Raw genomic sequence first — 17,290 nt, 5'->3', positions numbered from 1 at the left:
CGAAGGTGATTCACCTTGGCAAACGTCGAGGCTGTGCCTTTCGGCCTCATGTTTGAGTGTTCTTTCGAAAGTGCTTGCAAGAAAGAAAAACCGTGCTTAGAATGCTAGCTTTCGTTGATTGATGTTGACGACGAGTTGATGTCAGCTTCTTTTTGCACCAACAAAAAGAAATACAGCGAAAAGCGCGTGCAGCGCAATGCGGGAATAGCTCAGTTGGTAGAGCGCAACCTTGCCAAGGTTGAGGTCGCGAGTTCGAGCCTCGTTTCCCGCTCCAGTGCTGCAGGTGGCAGGGCGCGATAGCAAAGCGGTTATGCAACGGATTGCAAATCCGTCTAGTCCAGTTCGACTCTGGATCGCGCCTCCAGGTACTGCGGGAATAGCTCAGTTGGTAGAGCGCAACCTTGCCAAGGTTGAGGTCGCGAGTTCGAGCCTCGTTTCCCGCTCCAGTACATTGCCGAATGGCCCGAAATGGCCAGACGCGTTGCGGGAATAGCTCAGTTGGTAGAGCGCAACCTTGCCAAGGTTGAGGTCGCGAGTTCGAGCCTCGTTTCCCGCTCCAAAATAAGAAGGAAGCTTGTCTTCCTTTTTTTTCGCCTGTGCGATCGGCTGGCATCTAGGCAGTGCCGCGTGTCCCGGGCGGTGTGACCTTGTCCGTGTAGGTCGCGTGGCGCCCTTGGTGGCCGCCCCTGGTTGGGCATGGCAAGGTGAATCGCCCGGATGGCGGAACAGGCAGACGCAGCGGACTTAAAATCCGCCGCCCCTTATCAGGGCGTACCGGTTCGAACCCGGTTCCGGGCACCAGACGCTGTACTCCCAACCCTCTTGCGGTCCGCTCCGACACGAAGCACATTTGTGGGCGAAGCTTCGTTCACCGCGCGTGAATCGACTGGGCAGGCGGCCTCAGGGTGTTGGGTGCGGAGCTGGCTTCCAGGGCGCCGAGTCCGAGATGTTGCGTCGCCATTTGTGCCAGCAAGCTGGGGTCACCTGTGCTCAGCAGTTGCAGTTGGGCTGCCACCGGTGTCGCGACACGTGCGGCGTCAAGCGGCATGTGGCTCGATGCGAGGTGTCGAATGCGCCGACTGACGGCTTCCGCCGTGTCGATCAGGACCGTTTGGGACGGCAGGCGCTGCCTGATTTGGTCTGCGACCAAAGGATAGTGGGTGCACCCCAGTACCACCGTGTCCACCTTGTGCGCGCTCATTTGGGCGCAGTAGAGGTCCAAAAGGCTTTCCACTAGGTGAGCCGTCGCAGGTCCTCCCTCAATGGCCCCGGCCAGTCCTTCGCAGGCGACGCCTACGCAGGTGATGTGGGGGGCGTGTTGCCGCAGCAGCTCCGCGTACCTGGCGCTGCTGAGGGTACCTGGCGTGGCCATCACACCGACGCGTCCGTTTCGGGTGGATTTGACGGCGGGCTTGATTCCTGGCTCCACCCCCACCCAGTGGGCGTGCGGCCAGCGTTTACGAAGGCTGGCAATGGCTTGGGTCGTGGCCGTGTTGCATGCCACAACCACCATGTCGGCACCCAGTTGCAGCAGGTACTCGCCGATGCGCTCGCTGCGGTCGACGATGACTGCAGCTGGTCGATGGCCGTAGGGGGCAAATCCGCTGTCGGCCAGGTAGGTGAAACTGGCTCCGGGCATATCTCGCAGCGCAGCCTTGAGCACGGAAAGGCCACCGAGGCCGGAGTCGAACATGCCGACATGCAGCGGCGTGTCGGGCTGGGGAGACAAAGAATCGGACATGCGGCGCGCAGTCTATCGGGCGAAGGCTGCGGCCGGGCGCTGTGGGTGCGCTGCCCGAGCGCACGCGCTGCTCCAGTGCGGCTGTGATGTTGGCGACAGGCGGTCATCGTTTGGCCTGCCTACAATCGGCCAAGAATGTTAGACCTGCCGGCGCCTCTCGCTCGCCGGCTTCCCACGGAGCAACACGTCATGAAGGTACTGGTACCCGTCAAGCGTGTCGTCGACTACAACGTGAAGGTTCGCGTGAAGTCTGATGGCACGGGGGTGGACATCGCCAACGTCAAGATGAGCATGAACCCCTTTGACGAGATCGCCGTCGAAGAGGCTGTGCGTCTCAAGGAAAAGGGTGTTGTCACCGAGGTGGTGGCCGTTTCCTGTGGTGTGGCCCAGTGCCAGGAGACCCTGCGCACGGCCATGGCCATCGGTGCGGATCGGGGCATCTTGGTGGAGTGTGCCGACGAGCTGCAGCCCTTGGCCGTGGCCAAGCTGCTGAAGGCGTTGGTCGATCAGGAGCAGCCTGGGCTGGTCATCCTTGGCAAGCAGGCCATTGATGACGACTGCAATCAGACCGGCCAGATGCTGGCTGCCCTGGCGGATCTCCCGCAGGCCACTTTCGCTTCGAAGGTAGAGGTCTCTGCAGATGCTGCCGTCGTCACTCGAGAAGTGGACGGGGGTCTGGAGACGGTGCGTGTCTCCCTGCCAGCGGTGGTGACCACAGACCTTCGTCTGAATGAGCCGCGCTACGTCACGCTGCCCAACATCATGAAGGCCAAGAAAAAGCCGCTGACCACGGTCAAGCCGGCTGATCTGGGTGTGGATGTGGCGCCGCGCATCAAAACGCTGAAGGTGTCTGAGCCGCCCAAGCGTGGCGCTGGCGTCAAGGTGGCGGATGTGGCCGCCCTGGTTGAGAAGCTCAAGAACGAAGCCAAGGTGATCTGAGATGGCCATCCTCGTCATTGCCGAACATGACCATGTCTCGCTCAAGGGCGCGACGTTGAACACTGTGACCGCAGGCCTGGCCTGCGGTGGGGACGTCCACGTGCTCGTGGCAGGTGCGGGTGCCCAAGGCGCTGCACAGGCTGCTGCACGGGTGGCGGGTGTGGCCAAAGTGCTGTTGGCCGATGGGCCGGCGCTTTCCGACCAGCTCGCCGAGAGCCTGGCCGCCCAAGTGCTGTCCTTGGCCGCCGGCTACAGCCATATCCTGTTTCCTGCGACCGCCAGCGGCAAGAACGTCGCACCGCGCGTGGCGGCCAAACTGGACGTGGCGCAGATCAGCGACATCACCAAGGTGGTGTCGGCCGACACCTTTGAGCGTCCGATTTATGCGGGCAATGCCGTGGCGACCGTGCAAAGCGCGGATGCCGTCAAGGTCATCACCGTGCGAGGCACAGGCTTTGATGCCGCTGCGGTCTCTGGCGGTTCCGCGGTGGTGGAGTCTGTTGGGGTGGTCGCGGCCAGCGCCAAGTCCAGCTTCGTGGGCCGCGAGCTCAGCAAGAGCGATCGTCCTGAACTGACCGCTGCCAAGATCATTGTGTCGGGTGGTCGTGCCATGGGTAGCAGCGAGCGTTTCTCCGAGGTGCTGACGCCGCTGGCCGACAAGCTGGGGGCGGCCATCGGCGCCAGTCGTGCGGCCGTGGATGCAGGGTATGCGCCCAACGACCTGCAGGTCGGGCAGACCGGCAAGATCGTCGCGCCGCAGCTGTATGTGGCCTGCGGCATCAGCGGTGCCATTCAGCACTTGGCCGGGATGAAAGATTCCAAGGTCATCGTCGCTATCAACAAGGATCCGGAAGCGCCGATTTTCAGTGTTGCCGACTATGGTTTGGAGGCGGACCTCTTTGCCGCTGTGCCTGAGCTCGTCGGCAAACTCTGAACGTCCGCGTCAGGTGCAGCGCGCCTGACCGTTGACAGCCTTGAAAAAGGCGTCACCTGGGCCTTGGGCCTGGGGGGCGCTTTTTTTTCGCCCAAAAATTCTTCAACGCTCCTATTTCCAGATCCCAAGGAGAACCCTATGACCTACCGCGCGCCTGTGCAAGATGCCCTGTTTGTGATGCAGGAACTGGCCGGATTGGGCCAGATGTACCAGTGGGAGGGCTGCGAGGATGCCACTCCGGAGACCGCTCAGGCGGTGTTGGAGGAGTGTGCGCGCCTGAACGAGGAAGTCATCGCGCCATTGAATTGGACCGGGGATGTCCAGCCGTCTTCATTCGAAGCGGGGCAGGTGCGCGCCACCCCCGGCTTTCAGGATGCCTTTCGGCAGTACACGGCTGGCGGCTGGCAAGGTTTGCATCACCCGTCCGCTTATGGCGGGCAGGGGCTGCCCAAGCTGATCCATGCGGCTTGCACGGAGTTCGTCAACGCCGCCAACACCAGTTTCGCCCTGTGTCCGCTGCTGACCGACGGGGCCATCGAGGCGCTGCTGACTGCAGGCTCCGAAGCGCAGAAAGCCTGCTACATCCCGCCGATGATCGAAGGGCGTTGGACGGGAACCATGAACCTGACCGAGCCCCAGGCCGGTTCCGACCTGTCCTTGGTGCGCACCCGCGCGGAGCCACAGCCCGATGGCAGTTATAAGCTGTTCGGCACCAAGATCTTCATCACCTGGGGCGAGCACGACATGGCCGAGAACATCGTCCATCTGGTGCTGGCGCGGGTGGCTGGGGCGCCGGAAGGGGTCAAGGGCATCTCCTTATTCATCTGCCCCAAGTTTCTGGTGCAGGCTGACGGCAGTCTGGGAGCCCGCAACGATGTGCAGTGCGTGAGCATCGAGCACAAGATGGGCATCAAGGCCAGCCCGACGGCGGTGCTGCAGTTTGGCGATGGTGGCGGGGCGGTGGGGTACCTGGTGGGTGAGGAAAACCGTGGCCTTGAGTACATGTTCGTGATGATGAACGCGGCCCGCTTCGGCGTGGGTGTCCAGGGCATTGCCGTGGCCGACCGGGCCTACCAGCGTGCGGTTCGATATGCGCATGACCGCGTGCAATCGCGTCCGGTGGATGGTTCGATGTCCAAGGCTGCCCCCATCATCCACCACCCGGATGTGCGACGCATGCTGATGACGATGCGCGCACTGTCGGAGGGATGTCGCGCCATGGCGCTGGTGGCTGCTGGCGCCCACGACGCGGCGCATGCCCACCCGGATGCCGAGGTCCGACGCGACAGTCAGGCCTTCTACGAATTCATGGTGCCCCTGATTAAGGGGTACTCCACCGAAATGAGCCTGGAGGTGACTTCGTTGGGGGTCCAGGTGCATGGCGGCATGGGCTTCATTGAAGAGACCGGTGCCGCCCAGCACTACCGAGATGCCAAGATCTTGACCATCTACGAGGGCACGACGGCCATCCAGGCCAACGACCTTGTCGGGCGCAAGACGGTCCGCGACGGTGGTGCGCAGGCCAAGGCATTGGCTGCGCAGGTGGCAGCCACCGAGGCGGAGCTCCTCGCACGAGAGGATGCGCAGGCCCGCGCGGTGGCGCATCGGCTCGCGGCGGCCCGTGAGGACTTTCTGGCCGTGGTGGACTTCATGGTCGCGCAGAGCCGCAGCCAGCCCAACGCCGTGTATGCCGGCAGCGTGCCGTACCTGATGTTGGCAGGCAATCTGGTGGCCGGTTGGCAGATGGCCAGAGCCCTGTTGGCGGCGCAGGCTGCGGCCTCACGAGGTGAGGGAACCAATTTCCTGACGGCCAAGGTGCTGACCGCGTGCTTCTATGCCGATCACGTGCTGCCGCGCACCCGCGGATGGCGTGAGGCCATCGTGGGCGGCGCTGAGGCGCTGCTGGCCATGCCTTTGGAGGCTTTCTGATGTCTGACTCTATCCTGCCTGCTCCACTGAACCGTCTGCCGTTCCCGGTCATCGGTTCCCCGCTGTTCATCATTTCCAACCCCAAGCTGGTCATTGCCCAGTGCAAGGCGGGAGTGGTGGGTTCGATGCCAGCTCTCAACGCACGGCCCGCGGCCCAGCTGGAGGACTGGCTGGCCGAGATCACCGAGGCGCTGGCTGCGCATGATCGCCAACACCCTGATCGGCCCGCGGCACCCTTCGCCATCAATCAGATCGTGCACCGCAGCAATGACCGGCTGGAGCAAGATCTTGCCGTGTGTGCCCGCTACAAGGTGCCTATCGTCATCACCTCGCTGGGCGCCCGCGAGGATGTGAATCAAGCCGTGCATGCCTGGGGTGGGGTGGTGATGCATGACGTCATCAACAATGCCTTTGCACGCAAGGCCATCGAGAAGGGGGCAGACGGACTGATTGCGGTGGCCGCGGGTGCGGGCGGCCATGCGGGCACCAAGAGTCCCTTTGCGCTGATCCAGGAGATTCGAGCCTGGTTCAAGGGTCCCCTGGCGCTTTCTGGGGCCATCGCCACGGGTGATGCGATCTTGGCGGCCCAGGCCATGGGGGCGGACTTCGCCTACATCGGCTCGGCATTCATTGCCACCGAGGAGGCGCGTGCGGCCGAGGCCTACAAGCAATGCGTGGTGGACTGCAACAGTGACGACATCGTCTACAGCAACCTGTTTACCGGGGTGCATGGCAACTACCTGAAGCCGTCCATCGTGGCCGCCGGCCTGGATCCGGAGCAACTGCCGCAAAGCGATCCTTCCCGCATGAATTTCGGCGGCGATGCCAAGAAGGCGTGGAAGGACATCTGGGGTTGCGGTCAGGGCATTGGCGCGGTGCAGGCGGTGGTGCCGGCGCAGGCCCTGGTGGAGCGCCTGCGGCGTGAATACGCGCAGGCACGCCAGCGGCTGGCCCTGGCATGACGCACAAGGTTCAGTCCGGACCATCCGGCTTTGGGTTGACCTCTAGATGGGCATCACAGCCCTGGCCCGCTGCGATCCATCGACGGGCCAGGCGCCCCGCCACCTTGTGCCACCAGCGGGGCCAGTGCGGCAGCAACTGCTGCGGTGCACTCACCCATTGACACAGGTAACGGCCCGACTCGGCACTCCAGACCAGGGCAGCACAGGTGCGGCCGTCTTTGGGCGGCCGCAGCAGGTGGCCCAGCGGGCAGCGCTCCCACTGGCAGCAGACGCCGCAGCCGTTGCAAGTGCCGCCGGCAGGCGGCTTGGCAGGCGCTTCAGGGTGCAACCACAGGACACGCGCTGGGGTGCCGCCTGCTGCGTCTCCGGACGCGTCATTGGCCAGGCTGTGGTCGCTGCGGGCAGATGGGGGTGGTCGTGATTTCGGCACTTAAGTGACTGTCAATCCGGGTCGATTCTGAGCGGCCCACGGTCGTCCTGTCAGCCTGTTGAAGGGGCGGACAGGCGTAATACTGCGTACAAGCAGGAGCTGCAACGGTGTTACAGTGCCGGCCGTGGCCAATTAGTCCCTTCTGTGTCCCCTTGCTGGTTAAGAGACAAACTCAGCAAGGCGGGTCGCAATCCGCCAACCGGTCGAGCCGGGCCGCGGAAGGTTATTCAACCCATCGGAGCTCTGGAAACCAGGGCGAAAGGTGAGCGAAAGATGATGCAGCAGTCCGCGTCGAACTCCTATCTGTTCGGCGGAAATGCCCCGTACGTGGAAGAAATGTACGAGGCCTACCTCGACAATCCGGGCTCGGTGCCTGACAACTGGCGAGCCTACTTCGACGCCTTGCAGAACGTGCCGGCCGCCGATGGCACGGACAGCCGAGACGTCGCCCATGCGCCGGTGGTTGAGTCCTTCGCCCAGCGCGCCAAGTCCAACGTGCTGGCATCCCGCGCCAGCTCCGCCGACCTGGAAGTTGCCCGCAAGCAGGTGCACGTGCAGTCTCTGGTGGCTGCGTACCGCAACGTCGGCGCTCGCTGGGCCGATCTGGATCCGCTCAAGCGCCAGGAGCGCCCCAAGATCCCCGAGCTCGAGCCCAGCTTCTACGGCCTGAGCGAAGCCGATCTGGACATCTCCTTCAGCGCCGCCAACACCTATTTCGGCAAAGCCGAGAACATGACGCTGCGCCAGCTCCTTCAGGCGCTGCGCGAGACCTATTGCGGCACCTTGGGTGTGGAGTTCATGCACTCCACCGACCAGGCGCAGCGCCGCTGGTGGCAGCAGAAGCTGGAGACCATCCGTTCTAAGCCGAGTCTGAACGCCGAGCAGAAGAAGCACCTCCTGGATCGCCTGACCGCGGCTGAAGGCCTCGAGCGCTTCCTGCACACCAAGTACGTCGGCCAGAAGCGTTTCTCGCTCGAAGGGGGTGAAAGCTTCATCGCGGCCATGGACGAATTGATCCAGCGCGCCGGCGAGAAGGGCGTGCAGGAAATCGTGATCGGCATGGCTCACCGTGGCCGCCTGAACGTGTTGGTCAACACCCTTGGCAAGATGCCCAAGGACCTGTTCGCCGAGTTTGACCACACCGCGCCCGAGGATCTGCCGGCGGGTGACGTGAAGTACCACCAGGGCTTCAGCTCCGACATCACGACTCCGGGCGGCCCCGTCCACCTGAGCCTGGCCTTCAACCCGTCCCACCTGGAAATCGTCAACCCGGTGGTGGAGGGCTCGGTGCGAGCCCGTCAGGACCGACGTGGCGACAAGATCGGCGCGCAGGTGCTGCCGGTGCTGGTGCACGGTGACTCCGCCTTCGGCGGTCAGGGCGTCAACCAGGAAACCTTGGCCCTGTCGGAAACCCGTGGCTACTCCACGGGCGGTACCGTCCACCTGATCATCAACAACCAGATCGGCTTCACCACCAGCGATCCTCGCGACTTGCGCTCCACGCTGTACTGCACCGACATCGTCAAGATGATCGATTCGCCGGTGCTGCATGTGAACGGCGACGATCCGGAAGCTGTGGTGCTGGCCACCCAGTTGGCGCTTGAGTTCCGCATGACCTTCCGCCGCGACGTCGTGGTGGACATCATCTGCTTCCGCAAGTTGGGCCACAACGAACAGGACACGCCGGCCCTGACCCAACCGCTGATGTACAAGAAGATCAGCCAGCACCCGGGCACCCGCCGCCTGTACGCCGACAAGCTGGCGGCACAGGGCTTGGGCGCCACCCTGGGTGATGACATGGTCAAGGCGTACCGTGCCGCCATGGACCAGGGTCGCCACACGGTCGATCCGGTGCTGACCAACTTCAAGAGCAAGTACGCGGTGGACTGGACGCCCTTCCTGGGCAAAAAGTGGACCGACGCGGCCGATACCGCCATTCCCCTGACCGAGTGGAAGCGTATCGCGGAGCGCATCACCACCCTGCCGGCCAGCGTCAGCCCGCACCAGCTGGTCAAGAAGGTCTACGAAGATCGCGCAGCCATGGGCCGCGGCGACGTGAACGTGGATTGGGGCATGGGTGAGCACATGGCCTTCGCCTCCCTGGTGGCCGCCGGCTATGCCGTGCGTCTGTCGGGTGAAGACTGCGGTCGTGGCACCTTCACCCACCGCCACGCGGTCATCCATGACCAGAAGCGCGAAAAGTGGGATGAAGGCACCTACATCCCGCTGCAGCACGTGGCGGAGAACCAGGCTGATTTCACGGTCATCGACTCCATCCTTTCCGAGGAGGCGGTGCTGGGCTTCGAGTACGGCTATGCCAGCGCTGAACCCAACACGCTGACCATCTGGGAAGCGCAGTTCGGTGACTTCGCCAACGGCGCCCAGGTGGTGATCGACCAGTTCATCGCCTCGGGCGAGGTGAAGTGGGGCCGCGCCAATGGTCTGACCCTGATGCTGCCGCACGGCTACGAGGGTCAGGGCCCGGAGCACTCATCGGCCCGTGTCGAGCGCTTCATGCAGCTCGCCGCCGACACCAACATGCAGATCGTGCAGCCGACCACGGCCAGCCAGATCTTCCATGTGCTGCGTCGTCAGATGGTGCGCCAGTTCCGCAAGCCGCTGGTCATCTTCACGCCCAAGTCCCTGCTGCGCAACAAGGACGCCACCTCGCCGCTGACCGAGTTCACCAAGGGTGAATTCCGCACCGTCATCGGTGAGCAGAAGGCCGACATCGACGCGGCCAAGGTCAAGCGTGTCATCGCCTGCTCGGGCAAGGTGTATTTCGACCTGGTCAAGAAGCGCGAGGAGAAGAAGGCCAACGACGTGGCGATCGTCCGTGTCGAGCAGCTGTATCCCTTCCCGCACAAGGCGTTTGCCGCCGAGGTCAAGAAGTACCCCAACGCGACCGACATCGTGTGGTGCCAGGACGAGCCGCAGAATCAGGGGACCTGGTTCTTCATTCAGCACCAGATCCACGAGAACATGCTCGACGGCCAGCGTCTGGGCTATGCCGGCCGTCCGGCCTCCGCATCGCCGGCCGTGGGCTACGCCCACCTGCACCAGGAGCAGCAGAAGTCGCTGCTGGAGCAGGCCTTCGCCAAGCTCAAGGGCTTCACCCTGACCAAGTAACCGTCAAAGCGGATGTCCATGGGCACCGCTTTGACGCGACATTCCCGCTCCGGCCGTGGGCCGGCGCGGGCTTGAACGCCGACAGTGCCTGGCTCCTCCAACCCCCACTACTCGTACAAGCACATCATGGCAATCGTAGAAGTCAAGGTTCCGCAGCTTTCCGAATCCGTGGCCGAAGCCACCCTGCTGCAATGGAAGAAGAAGCCCGGCGAGGCCGTCGCTGCCGATGAAATCCTGATCGAGATCGAGACCGACAAGGTGGTGCTCGAAGTGCCGGCTCCTGCCGCCGGCGTCCTTGCCGAGCTCGTCGTTGGTGACGGCGGCACCGTGGTCAGCGACCAACTGATTGCCAAGCTGGACACTGAGGGCAAGGCTGGCGCCGCTGCGCCGATGGCTGCAGCGGCGGCCCCTGTGGCTGCTCCGGCCGCTGCGTCGGCCGTGGCCTCCAAGGCGGATGTGGCCATGCCCGCCGCCGCCAAGCTGCTGGCCGACAACGGCCTGGCCACCGCGGATGTGGCCGGTTCCGGCAAGGACGGCCGCGTCACCAAGGGTGACGTGCTGGCCGCTGTGGCTGCCGGCGCCAAGCCGGCAGCCGCTCCGGTGGCTGCCCCGGCCCCGGCGGCCAAGCCGCTGCCCGCCGTGGCCGCGCCGGCCGCGCCCGTGGCCCTGGGCGACCGTACCGAACAGCGCGTGCCGATGAGCCGCCTGCGCGCCCGCATCGCCGAGCGTCTGCTGCAGTCCCAGGCCCAAAACGCCATCCTGACCACGTTCAACGAAGTGAACATGGCGCCGGTGATGGCCATGCGCAAGAAGTTCCAGGAGTCCTTCGAGAAGGAACACGGCTGCAAGCTGGGCTTCATGAGCTTCTTCGTCAAGGCTGCTGTGCACGCCCTGAAGAAGTTCCCGATCCTGAACGCTTCGGTCGATGGCAACGATATCGTCTACCACGGCTACTTCGACATCGGCATCGCTGTCGGCTCTCCGCGCGGCCTGGTGGTGCCCATCCTGCGCAATGCCGACCAGATGAGCTTCGCCGACATCGAGAAAAAGATTGCCGAATTCGGTGCTAAGGCCCGTGACGGCAAGCTGGGCATTGAAGAGATGACCGGCGGCACCTTCTCCATTTCCAACGGCGGCACCTTCGGCTCGATGCTCTCGACTCCGATCATCAACCCGCCGCAATCGGCCATCCTGGGCGTGCACGCCACCAAGGACCGCGCCGTGGTCGAGAACGGCCAAGTGGTCGTTCGCCCGATCAACTACCTGGCCATGTCTTACGACCACCGGATCATCGACGGTCGCGAGGCCGTGCTGGGCCTGGTGGCCATGAAGGATGCGCTGGAAGATCCGTCCCGCCTGCTGTTCAACATCTGAGGCCTTGCCAGCGATCGCTGACATGTGCTGAGAAAGACGCCCCTTCGGGGGCGTTTTGCCAAGATTTTCAGGATTTCAAAGATGTCCAAACAATTTGACGTGGTCGTCATCGGCGGCGGCCCCGGTGGCTACATCGCCGCCATCCGCGCGGCCCAGCTGGGGTTCAACGTCGCGTGTATCGACGAGTGGAAGAACGACAAGGGCGGTCCCGCACCTGGCGGCACCTGCACCAACGTCGGCTGCATCCCGTCCAAGGCGCTGCTGCAGTCCTCCGAGCACTTCGAGCAGGCCGCCCACCACTTCGGTGAGCACGGCATCAGCCTCGACAACCTGCAAATCGATGTGGCCAAGATGGTGGGCCGCAAGAACACCGTCGTGAAGCAGAACAACGACGGCATCCTCTACCTGTTCAAGAAGAACAAGGTCAGCTTCTTCCATGGCCGTGGCAGCTTCGCCAAGGCGGTGGAAGGCGGCTACGAGATCAATGTCGCCGGCGCGGCTGCTGAGACCCTGGTGGCCAAGCAGGTGATCCTTGCCACCGGCTCCAACGCCCGCGCGCTGCCAGGCGCGCCGTTTGACGAAGAGAAGATCCTCTCGAACGATGGCGCCCTGCGCATCGGCGCTGTGCCCGCCAAGCTCGGCGTGATCGGCTCGGGCGTGATCGGTCTGGAAATGGGTTCGGTGTGGCGTCGCCTGGGTGCCGAGGTCACCATCCTCGAAGCCATGCCCACTTTCCTGGCCGCCGCCGATGAGGGCGTGGCCAAGGAAGCGCTGAAGGCCTTCACCAAGCAGGGTCTGAAGTTCGAGTTCGGTGCCAAGATCTCCAAGGTCGACGCCTCGGGCGAGGGCGTGGCCGTTGCCTACACCAATGCCAAGGGCGAAGAGGTGACGCTGGCGGTCGACAAGCTGATCGTCTCGATCGGCCGCACCGCCAACACCATCGGCCTGAACCCGGAGGCTGTCGGCCTGAAGCTGGACGAGCGCGGTGCCATCGTGGTGGACGACGAGTGCAAGACCAACTTGCCGGGCGTCTGGGCCGTGGGTGACGTCGTGCGCGGCCCGATGCTGGCGCACAAGGCGGAAGAAGAAGGCGTGGCGGTGGCCGAGCGCATCGCCGGCCAGCATGGCCACGTCAACTTCGCCACCATCCCCTGGGTGATCTACACCTCGCCGGAAATCGCCTGGGTGGGTCGCACCGAGCAGCAGCTCAAGGCGGATGGCGTGGCTTACAAGGCTGGCCAGTTCCCGTTCATGGCCAACGGCCGTGCGCGCGCACTGGGTGACACCACCGGCTTCGTCAAGTTCCTGGCTGACGCCAAGACCGACGAAATCTTGGGCGTGCACATCGTCGGCCCGTTCGCTTCGGAGCTGATCGCCGAAGCCGTGCTGGCCATGGAGTTCAAGGCCTCGGCCGAAGACATCGCCCGCGTGTGCCACGCGCACCCGTCGTTGTCTGAAGCCACCAAGGAAGCCGCCTTGGCGGTGGACAAGCGCACGCTCAACTTCTGATGAGCGGCGCCGGGTGCGGCCCTGCGTGGGCTGCGCCTGTCCGTGTCCGTTGGCCCAGCCCGCGCGTTTCTGTGCCCTGTCGTGCAGAAGCGGCGGGCTGTTCTGTTTTCCGATCCCTCACCCGGTTTCCACCATGACCGTCCGCCAGCTCTACGAAGCCACCCTGCAGGAGCGCGGCTACAAGGCCGACGAGGCGCAGCTGCGCGCCATCGACGCGCTGGAGCGCTGCGAGAACGAATGGACCGCCTATCTGGCGCGCCGCTCCAATGCCCTGACCAAGATGCTGGTCAAGCCGCCGATCCCGCGCGGCGTCTACATGTACGGTGGCGTGGGGCGCGGCAAGAGCTTCCTGATGGACTGCTTCTTCCAGTCCGTGCCGCTCAAGCGCAAGACGCGCCTGCACTTCCATGAATTCATGCGCGAGGTGCACCGCGAGCTGCAGGAGCTCAAGGGTGTGCGCGACCCGCTGGACGAACTGGGGCGGCGCATCGCCCGCCGCTACCGCCTGATCTGCTTCGACGAGTTCCATGTGGCCGACGTCACCGACGCGATGATCCTGCACCGCCTGCTGGATTCGCTGTTCGCGAACCGGGTGTCCATCGTCACCACCTCCAACTTCCATCCCGACGGCCTGTACCCCAACGGGCTGCACCGCGACCGCATCTTGCCCGCAATCGAGCTGCTCAAGGACAAGATGCAGGTGCTCAACGTTGATGCCGGCAACGACTACCGGCGTCGCACCCTCATGCATGTGCAGCTCTACCACACCCCCTTGGGCGAGGTGGCTGACCGTGCCATGAAGGCAGCTTTCGAGGAGATCGCGGAGAGCCGCGACGAGGCGCCCCTGCTGCACATCGAACACCGCGAGATCCGCGCCTTGCGTCGCGCTGGCGGTGTGGTGTGGTTCGATTTTCAGACCTTGTGCGGCGGGCCCCGTTCACAGAACGACTACCTGGAAATCGCCTCACGGTTCCATACGGTGATGCTCTCCAACGTGCCCGAGATGCCGGTGCGCCTGGCCTCCGAGGCGCGGCGCTTCACCTGGTTGGTGGATGTGCTGTACGACCGGCGTTGCAAGTTCATCGTCTCGGCGGCCGTGCCGCCCGAACAGCTCTACACCGAAGGGCCGATGGCCCATGAGTTTCCGCGCACCGTCTCACGCCTCAATGAGATGCAGTCGCAGGAGTTCCTGGACCTGGAGCACCGCAAGGTCGATACCTCGCTGACCTGAGGTGCAATGGCGGCCCTTGCCGGGTTGCGGCTTGAACCGGTGTGCCGCTCCCCAGAGGGAGCGCGCGGTTCTGCCCGCTTCAACCCTTGAAGGGGTCCACGCGCACGAGTGCCAGGGACAGGTTGTCCCCGCCACCCCGTGCCCGCTGGCGAGCCTTGTTGATCAGCATCTCGCTGGCTTCCCGGGGGGACAGGGCGTTGATGATGGCCCCGAGCTCCTTGGCGCTGAGGTAGTGCCACAGCCCGTCGGAGCAGCTCATCAGCGCATCGCCCACCTCCACGCGCTCGATGCGTTGGATCGCGATGGGCGGGTCGGCCTGGGTGCCCAGGCAGCCGGTCAGCAGGTTGCTCTGCGGGTGGTCGTTGGCCTGCTGCTCGGTGAGTCGACCCTCCGACACCAGGCGCTGCACGTAGGAGTGGTCCAGTGTGCGGCTCACCAGGTCCGGTCCGCGGAAGTGGTAGACCCGTGAATCGCCTGCATGGACGGTGAAGGCGCGCCGGTCTGGCAGCAGCAGGAAGGCCGCCAGTGTGCTGTGCGGCTCTTCCTCCGCCGAGATGGCGGTCAGCTTGATCATCAGGTGGGACTCAACCACCAATTGCCGCAGCATGTCTTCCGCTTCATCGTGCGCCGGGCTGTAGCGCTCGAAGATTTGTTTGGCGGTGAGCATGACCTGATCCGAGGCAGTGCGTCCACCGCTCTTGCCCCCCATGCCGTCGGCCACCAGCCCCAAGGCGCACCCCGGGGCGCGCGGGTGGGTCAGGATGGTGACCTGATCTTGTTGATAGGCGCGGTCACCCTTGTGCAGTCCGGTGGAGGCCAGCAGGCGGTAGGGTACGGGGGAGGGGGCATTCATGACGTCCAATATAAACTGCCCGTGACTCCCCCAAGCCTGTGCCTGCGCACATCTCACTGGATCCGGACTTGACCCTGTCCTCTCCGGCGCCGGCGGCGCCATGGCCCGCCGAGGGCGCCCCTTCCGCCCACACCGCTCCGACCGACACTGTCATGACCGATGCTGCAAGAGCGCCGGCGGCGCCAGTCTCCGCGGCCCGGTCCGACGAAGCACGGCCACCCACCCCATCCCGCCTACCGGGGGCCTTGTCCGCCGAGGTGGAGCTGGCCTTCGGCCCGCATGGGGCGCTGGCGCGCAGCGACCCCGCGTATGAGCCGCGCCAGGAGCAGGTGGACCTGGCGCAGGCCATTGCCCAGGCCATCGACCGGCAGGAGACGCTGGTGGCGGAGGCGGGGACCGGTGTGGGCAAGACCTTCGCCTATCTGGTGCCGGTGCTGCTCTCCGGCCGACGTGCGTTGGTGAGCACCGCCACCAAGAACCTGCAGGACCAGTTGTTTCTGCGGGACCTGCCGCGCCTGCGTGAGCGGCTGGGGCGACCGGTCAGCTGTGCCTTGCTCAAGGGGCGGGGCAGCTACCTGTGCCGGCACCGTCTACAGCAGGCCCATGAGACGGCCGTGCTGCTGGACCGCCGCGGCCAGCAGATGCTCACCCGCATCATCGGCTGGGCCCAGCAGACCCGCGACGGGGACATGAGCGACATCGATGGGCTGGAGCAGCGTCCGGATGTAGCCGGCCTGGTCACCTCCAACCGTGACAACTGTCTCGGCTCCGAGTGTCCGTCCTATACCCAATGCCATGTGCTAGCCGCCCGGCGAGAGGCGATGGCGGCCGATGTGGTGGTGGTCAACCATCACCTTTTCTTTGCCGATGTGGCACTCAAGGAGACCGGTGCGGCCGAACTGCTGCCCAGCGTGGACGTGGCCGTCTTCGATGAGGCGCACCAGATGGTGGAGACGGGGGTGCAGTTCCTGGGCGTGCAGCTCAGCTCCTCCCAAGTGCTCGATCTGGGGCAGGACGTGCTGGCTGCCGGCCTGGGTCAGGCCCGCGGCCTGGCGCCGTGGCAGGAGTTGTGTGCAGGGCTGGAGTTGGCGGTCAAGCGCTGGCGGCTGGCGGGTCAACCCGCGCGTGCCGACGCGGCGGCAGTTGGACGCCTACCCTGGGAGGAGGTCCAATCCTTGCCGGACTGGTCGGCCGCTACCGCCGCCCTTCAGCAGGCCCTGGACGCGGTAGGCGGCGCGCTGCAGCAGCATGAGGAGCAGTCAGCTGACCTCAAACGGCTGGCCGAGCGCTGCGTGGAGCTGCGCCAGCGCGCCGCGATGCTGGAGACGGCGGTGGCACCAAGCCGTGTGCGGTGGCTGGATGTGGGGGCCCAGCACGTGCGGGCTGTAGATTCGCCTTTGGATATACGCGCCTTGATGGCGGAACAGCAGGCAATAGGCGGCAAGGCCTGGGTGTTCACCTCGGCAACGCTGGGTGACGACGAGGCCTTGAGCTGGTTCTGTGAGTCCGCGGGCTTGGGCCATGCGCGGCGGCTTCGTCTTGGAAGCCCGTTTGACTATGCCCGCAATGCCCGAGTCTATGTGCCGGCCCGCTTTCCCCTGCCGCATGAGGCAGCCCATCCGCGCATGGTCGGCCGGGCGGCGGCCCATTGCGCGAAGGCCCTGTCGGGGCGTTGCTTTGTCTTGACGACGTCGTTGCGGGTCTTGCAGCCTGTGGCCGAGGCCATGCGTGACGAACTGGTCAAGCTCGGCGCGGATCTGGAGATCTTGGTGCAGGGCAGTGCGAGCAAGCGGACCCTGCTGGACAGGTTCCTCGCCGGCCGCGCCGTGCTGGTGGGGTCCCACAGCTTCTGGGAAGGGGTGGACGTCCCGGGTGACAAGCTGCAGTGCGTGTTCATAGACAAGCTGCCCTTTCCTTCGCCCAAGGATCCGCTGGTGGAGGCGCGGGTCAGGCACCTGCGCGAGCAGGGGCGTGACCCATTCATGAGCTACTTCGTTCCCGAGGCGGCGGTGGCCCTGAAGCAGGGGGCGGGGCGTCTGATCCGCACGGTGCAGGACCAAGGCTTGCTGGTGCTGTGTGACACCCGTCTGCTCAGTGCGCGCTATGGGCGCCGCCTGCTGGAATGCCTGCCGCCCATGACCGCGCTGGAGAGCGGAGAGGACGCGCTGTCTTGGTTGCGCACCCTCGATCAGGGTCGCATGCTGAAAGCGTCAGACGCGGAAGGCTCCTGACTGCGTCAGGGTGAGGCACCCGGGCCCT

General features: G+C 64.8%; 11 protein-coding genes and 5 tRNA genes. 14 read left to right on the top strand and 2 right to left on the bottom strand.

The genetic code is table 11. From position 1 onward, the window contains the following. Positions 1 to 198: 198 nt before the first annotated feature. The 5 genes from G3A44_RS05895 (at position 199) to G3A44_RS05875 (ending at position 801) form a co-directional block, all read left to right on the top strand. Positions 199 to 274, top strand: a tRNA-Gly gene (locus G3A44_RS05895). 16 nt (positions 275 to 290) lie between these two features. Continuing rightward, positions 291 to 364 (top strand) — tRNA-Cys (locus G3A44_RS05890). A gap of 6 nt (positions 365 to 370) precedes the next feature. Then, positions 371 to 446, top strand: a tRNA-Gly gene (locus G3A44_RS05885). Between the two features lie 37 nt (positions 447 to 483). Next, positions 484 to 559 (top strand) — tRNA-Gly (locus G3A44_RS05880). A gap of 152 nt (positions 560 to 711) precedes the next feature. Further along, a tRNA-Leu gene (locus G3A44_RS05875) sits at positions 712 to 801 on the top strand. Between the two features lie 67 nt (positions 802 to 868). Here G3A44_RS05875 and murI read toward each other — a convergent pair. Beyond that, positions 869 to 1,741 carry a glutamate racemase gene (gene murI / locus G3A44_RS05870; protein ID WP_163456584.1) on the bottom strand — a complete coding sequence of 291 codons (873 nt, stop codon included), beginning with the start codon at positions 1,739 to 1,741 and terminating at the stop codon, positions 869 to 871. A gap of 189 nt (positions 1,742 to 1,930) precedes the next feature. Here murI and G3A44_RS05865 point away from each other — a divergent pair, with 189 nt between their 5' ends. From G3A44_RS05865 to zapE, 8 genes are all read left to right on the top strand, one after another. Further along, complete coding sequence (locus G3A44_RS05865; protein WP_163456583.1) at positions 1,931 to 2,680, top strand: electron transfer flavoprotein subunit beta/FixA family protein; 750 nt, start codon at positions 1,931 to 1,933, stop codon at positions 2,678 to 2,680. Between the two features lies 1 nt (position 2,681). Further along, positions 2,682 to 3,614 (top strand): electron transfer flavoprotein subunit alpha/FixB family protein, encoded by a 933-nt coding sequence (locus tag G3A44_RS05860; RefSeq protein WP_163456582.1) that lies wholly within the window; start codon positions 2,682 to 2,684, stop codon positions 3,612 to 3,614. A gap of 138 nt (positions 3,615 to 3,752) precedes the next feature. After that, a complete protein-coding gene (locus tag G3A44_RS05855; protein WP_163456581.1) occupies positions 3,753 to 5,543 on the top strand; it encodes an acyl-CoA dehydrogenase in 1,791 nt (596 codons plus the stop codon). Further along, complete coding sequence (locus G3A44_RS05850; RefSeq protein ID WP_163456580.1) at positions 5,543 to 6,505, top strand: NAD(P)H-dependent flavin oxidoreductase; 963 nt, start codon at positions 5,543 to 5,545, stop codon at positions 6,503 to 6,505. The genes G3A44_RS05855 and G3A44_RS05850 overlap by 1 nt, the downstream gene beginning before the upstream one ends. 703 nt (positions 6,506 to 7,208) lie before the next feature. After that, positions 7,209 to 10,064: a 2-oxoglutarate dehydrogenase E1 component gene (locus tag G3A44_RS05845; RefSeq protein WP_163456579.1), complete on the top strand. Its 2,856-nt coding sequence runs from the start codon at positions 7,209 to 7,211 to the stop codon at positions 10,062 to 10,064. Positions 10,065 to 10,190: 126 nt separating this feature from the next. Further along, on the top strand, positions 10,191 to 11,438 hold the full coding sequence (odhB, locus tag G3A44_RS05840) for a 2-oxoglutarate dehydrogenase complex dihydrolipoyllysine-residue succinyltransferase (RefSeq protein WP_163456578.1): 1,248 nt from the start codon (positions 10,191 to 10,193) through the stop codon (positions 11,436 to 11,438). Between the two features lie 81 nt (positions 11,439 to 11,519). After that, on the top strand, positions 11,520 to 12,947 hold the full coding sequence (gene lpdA, locus G3A44_RS05835) for a dihydrolipoyl dehydrogenase (RefSeq protein ID WP_163456577.1): 1,428 nt from the start codon (positions 11,520 to 11,522) through the stop codon (positions 12,945 to 12,947). Between the two features lie 133 nt (positions 12,948 to 13,080). Next, positions 13,081 to 14,178: a cell division protein ZapE gene (gene zapE / locus G3A44_RS05830; protein ID WP_163456576.1), complete on the top strand. Its 1,098-nt coding sequence runs from the start codon at positions 13,081 to 13,083 to the stop codon at positions 14,176 to 14,178. 79 nt (positions 14,179 to 14,257) lie between these two features. On the opposite strand, the gene G3A44_RS05825 is transcribed toward zapE, so the two are convergent. Next, positions 14,258 to 15,031, bottom strand: a complete 774-nt coding sequence (locus G3A44_RS05825) for a PP2C family protein-serine/threonine phosphatase (protein ID WP_163456575.1) — start codon at positions 15,029 to 15,031, stop codon at positions 14,258 to 14,260. A gap of 245 nt (positions 15,032 to 15,276) precedes the next feature. Here G3A44_RS05825 and yoaA point away from each other — a divergent pair, with 245 nt between their 5' ends. After that, on the top strand, positions 15,277 to 17,262 hold the full coding sequence (gene yoaA, locus G3A44_RS05820) for a DNA repair helicase YoaA (RefSeq protein WP_310734329.1): 1,986 nt from the start codon (positions 15,277 to 15,279) through the stop codon (positions 17,260 to 17,262). Positions 17,263 to 17,290 lie beyond the last annotated feature (28 nt).

It is taken from the genome of Ideonella livida, assembly GCF_010499455.1.
GTDB classification, from domain to species: domain Bacteria; phylum Pseudomonadota; class Gammaproteobacteria; order Burkholderiales; family Burkholderiaceae_C; genus Ideonella; species Ideonella livida.
The sequence above is the reverse complement of the archived record's forward strand: the minus strand, read 5'-3'. Positions and strand labels throughout refer to the sequence as shown.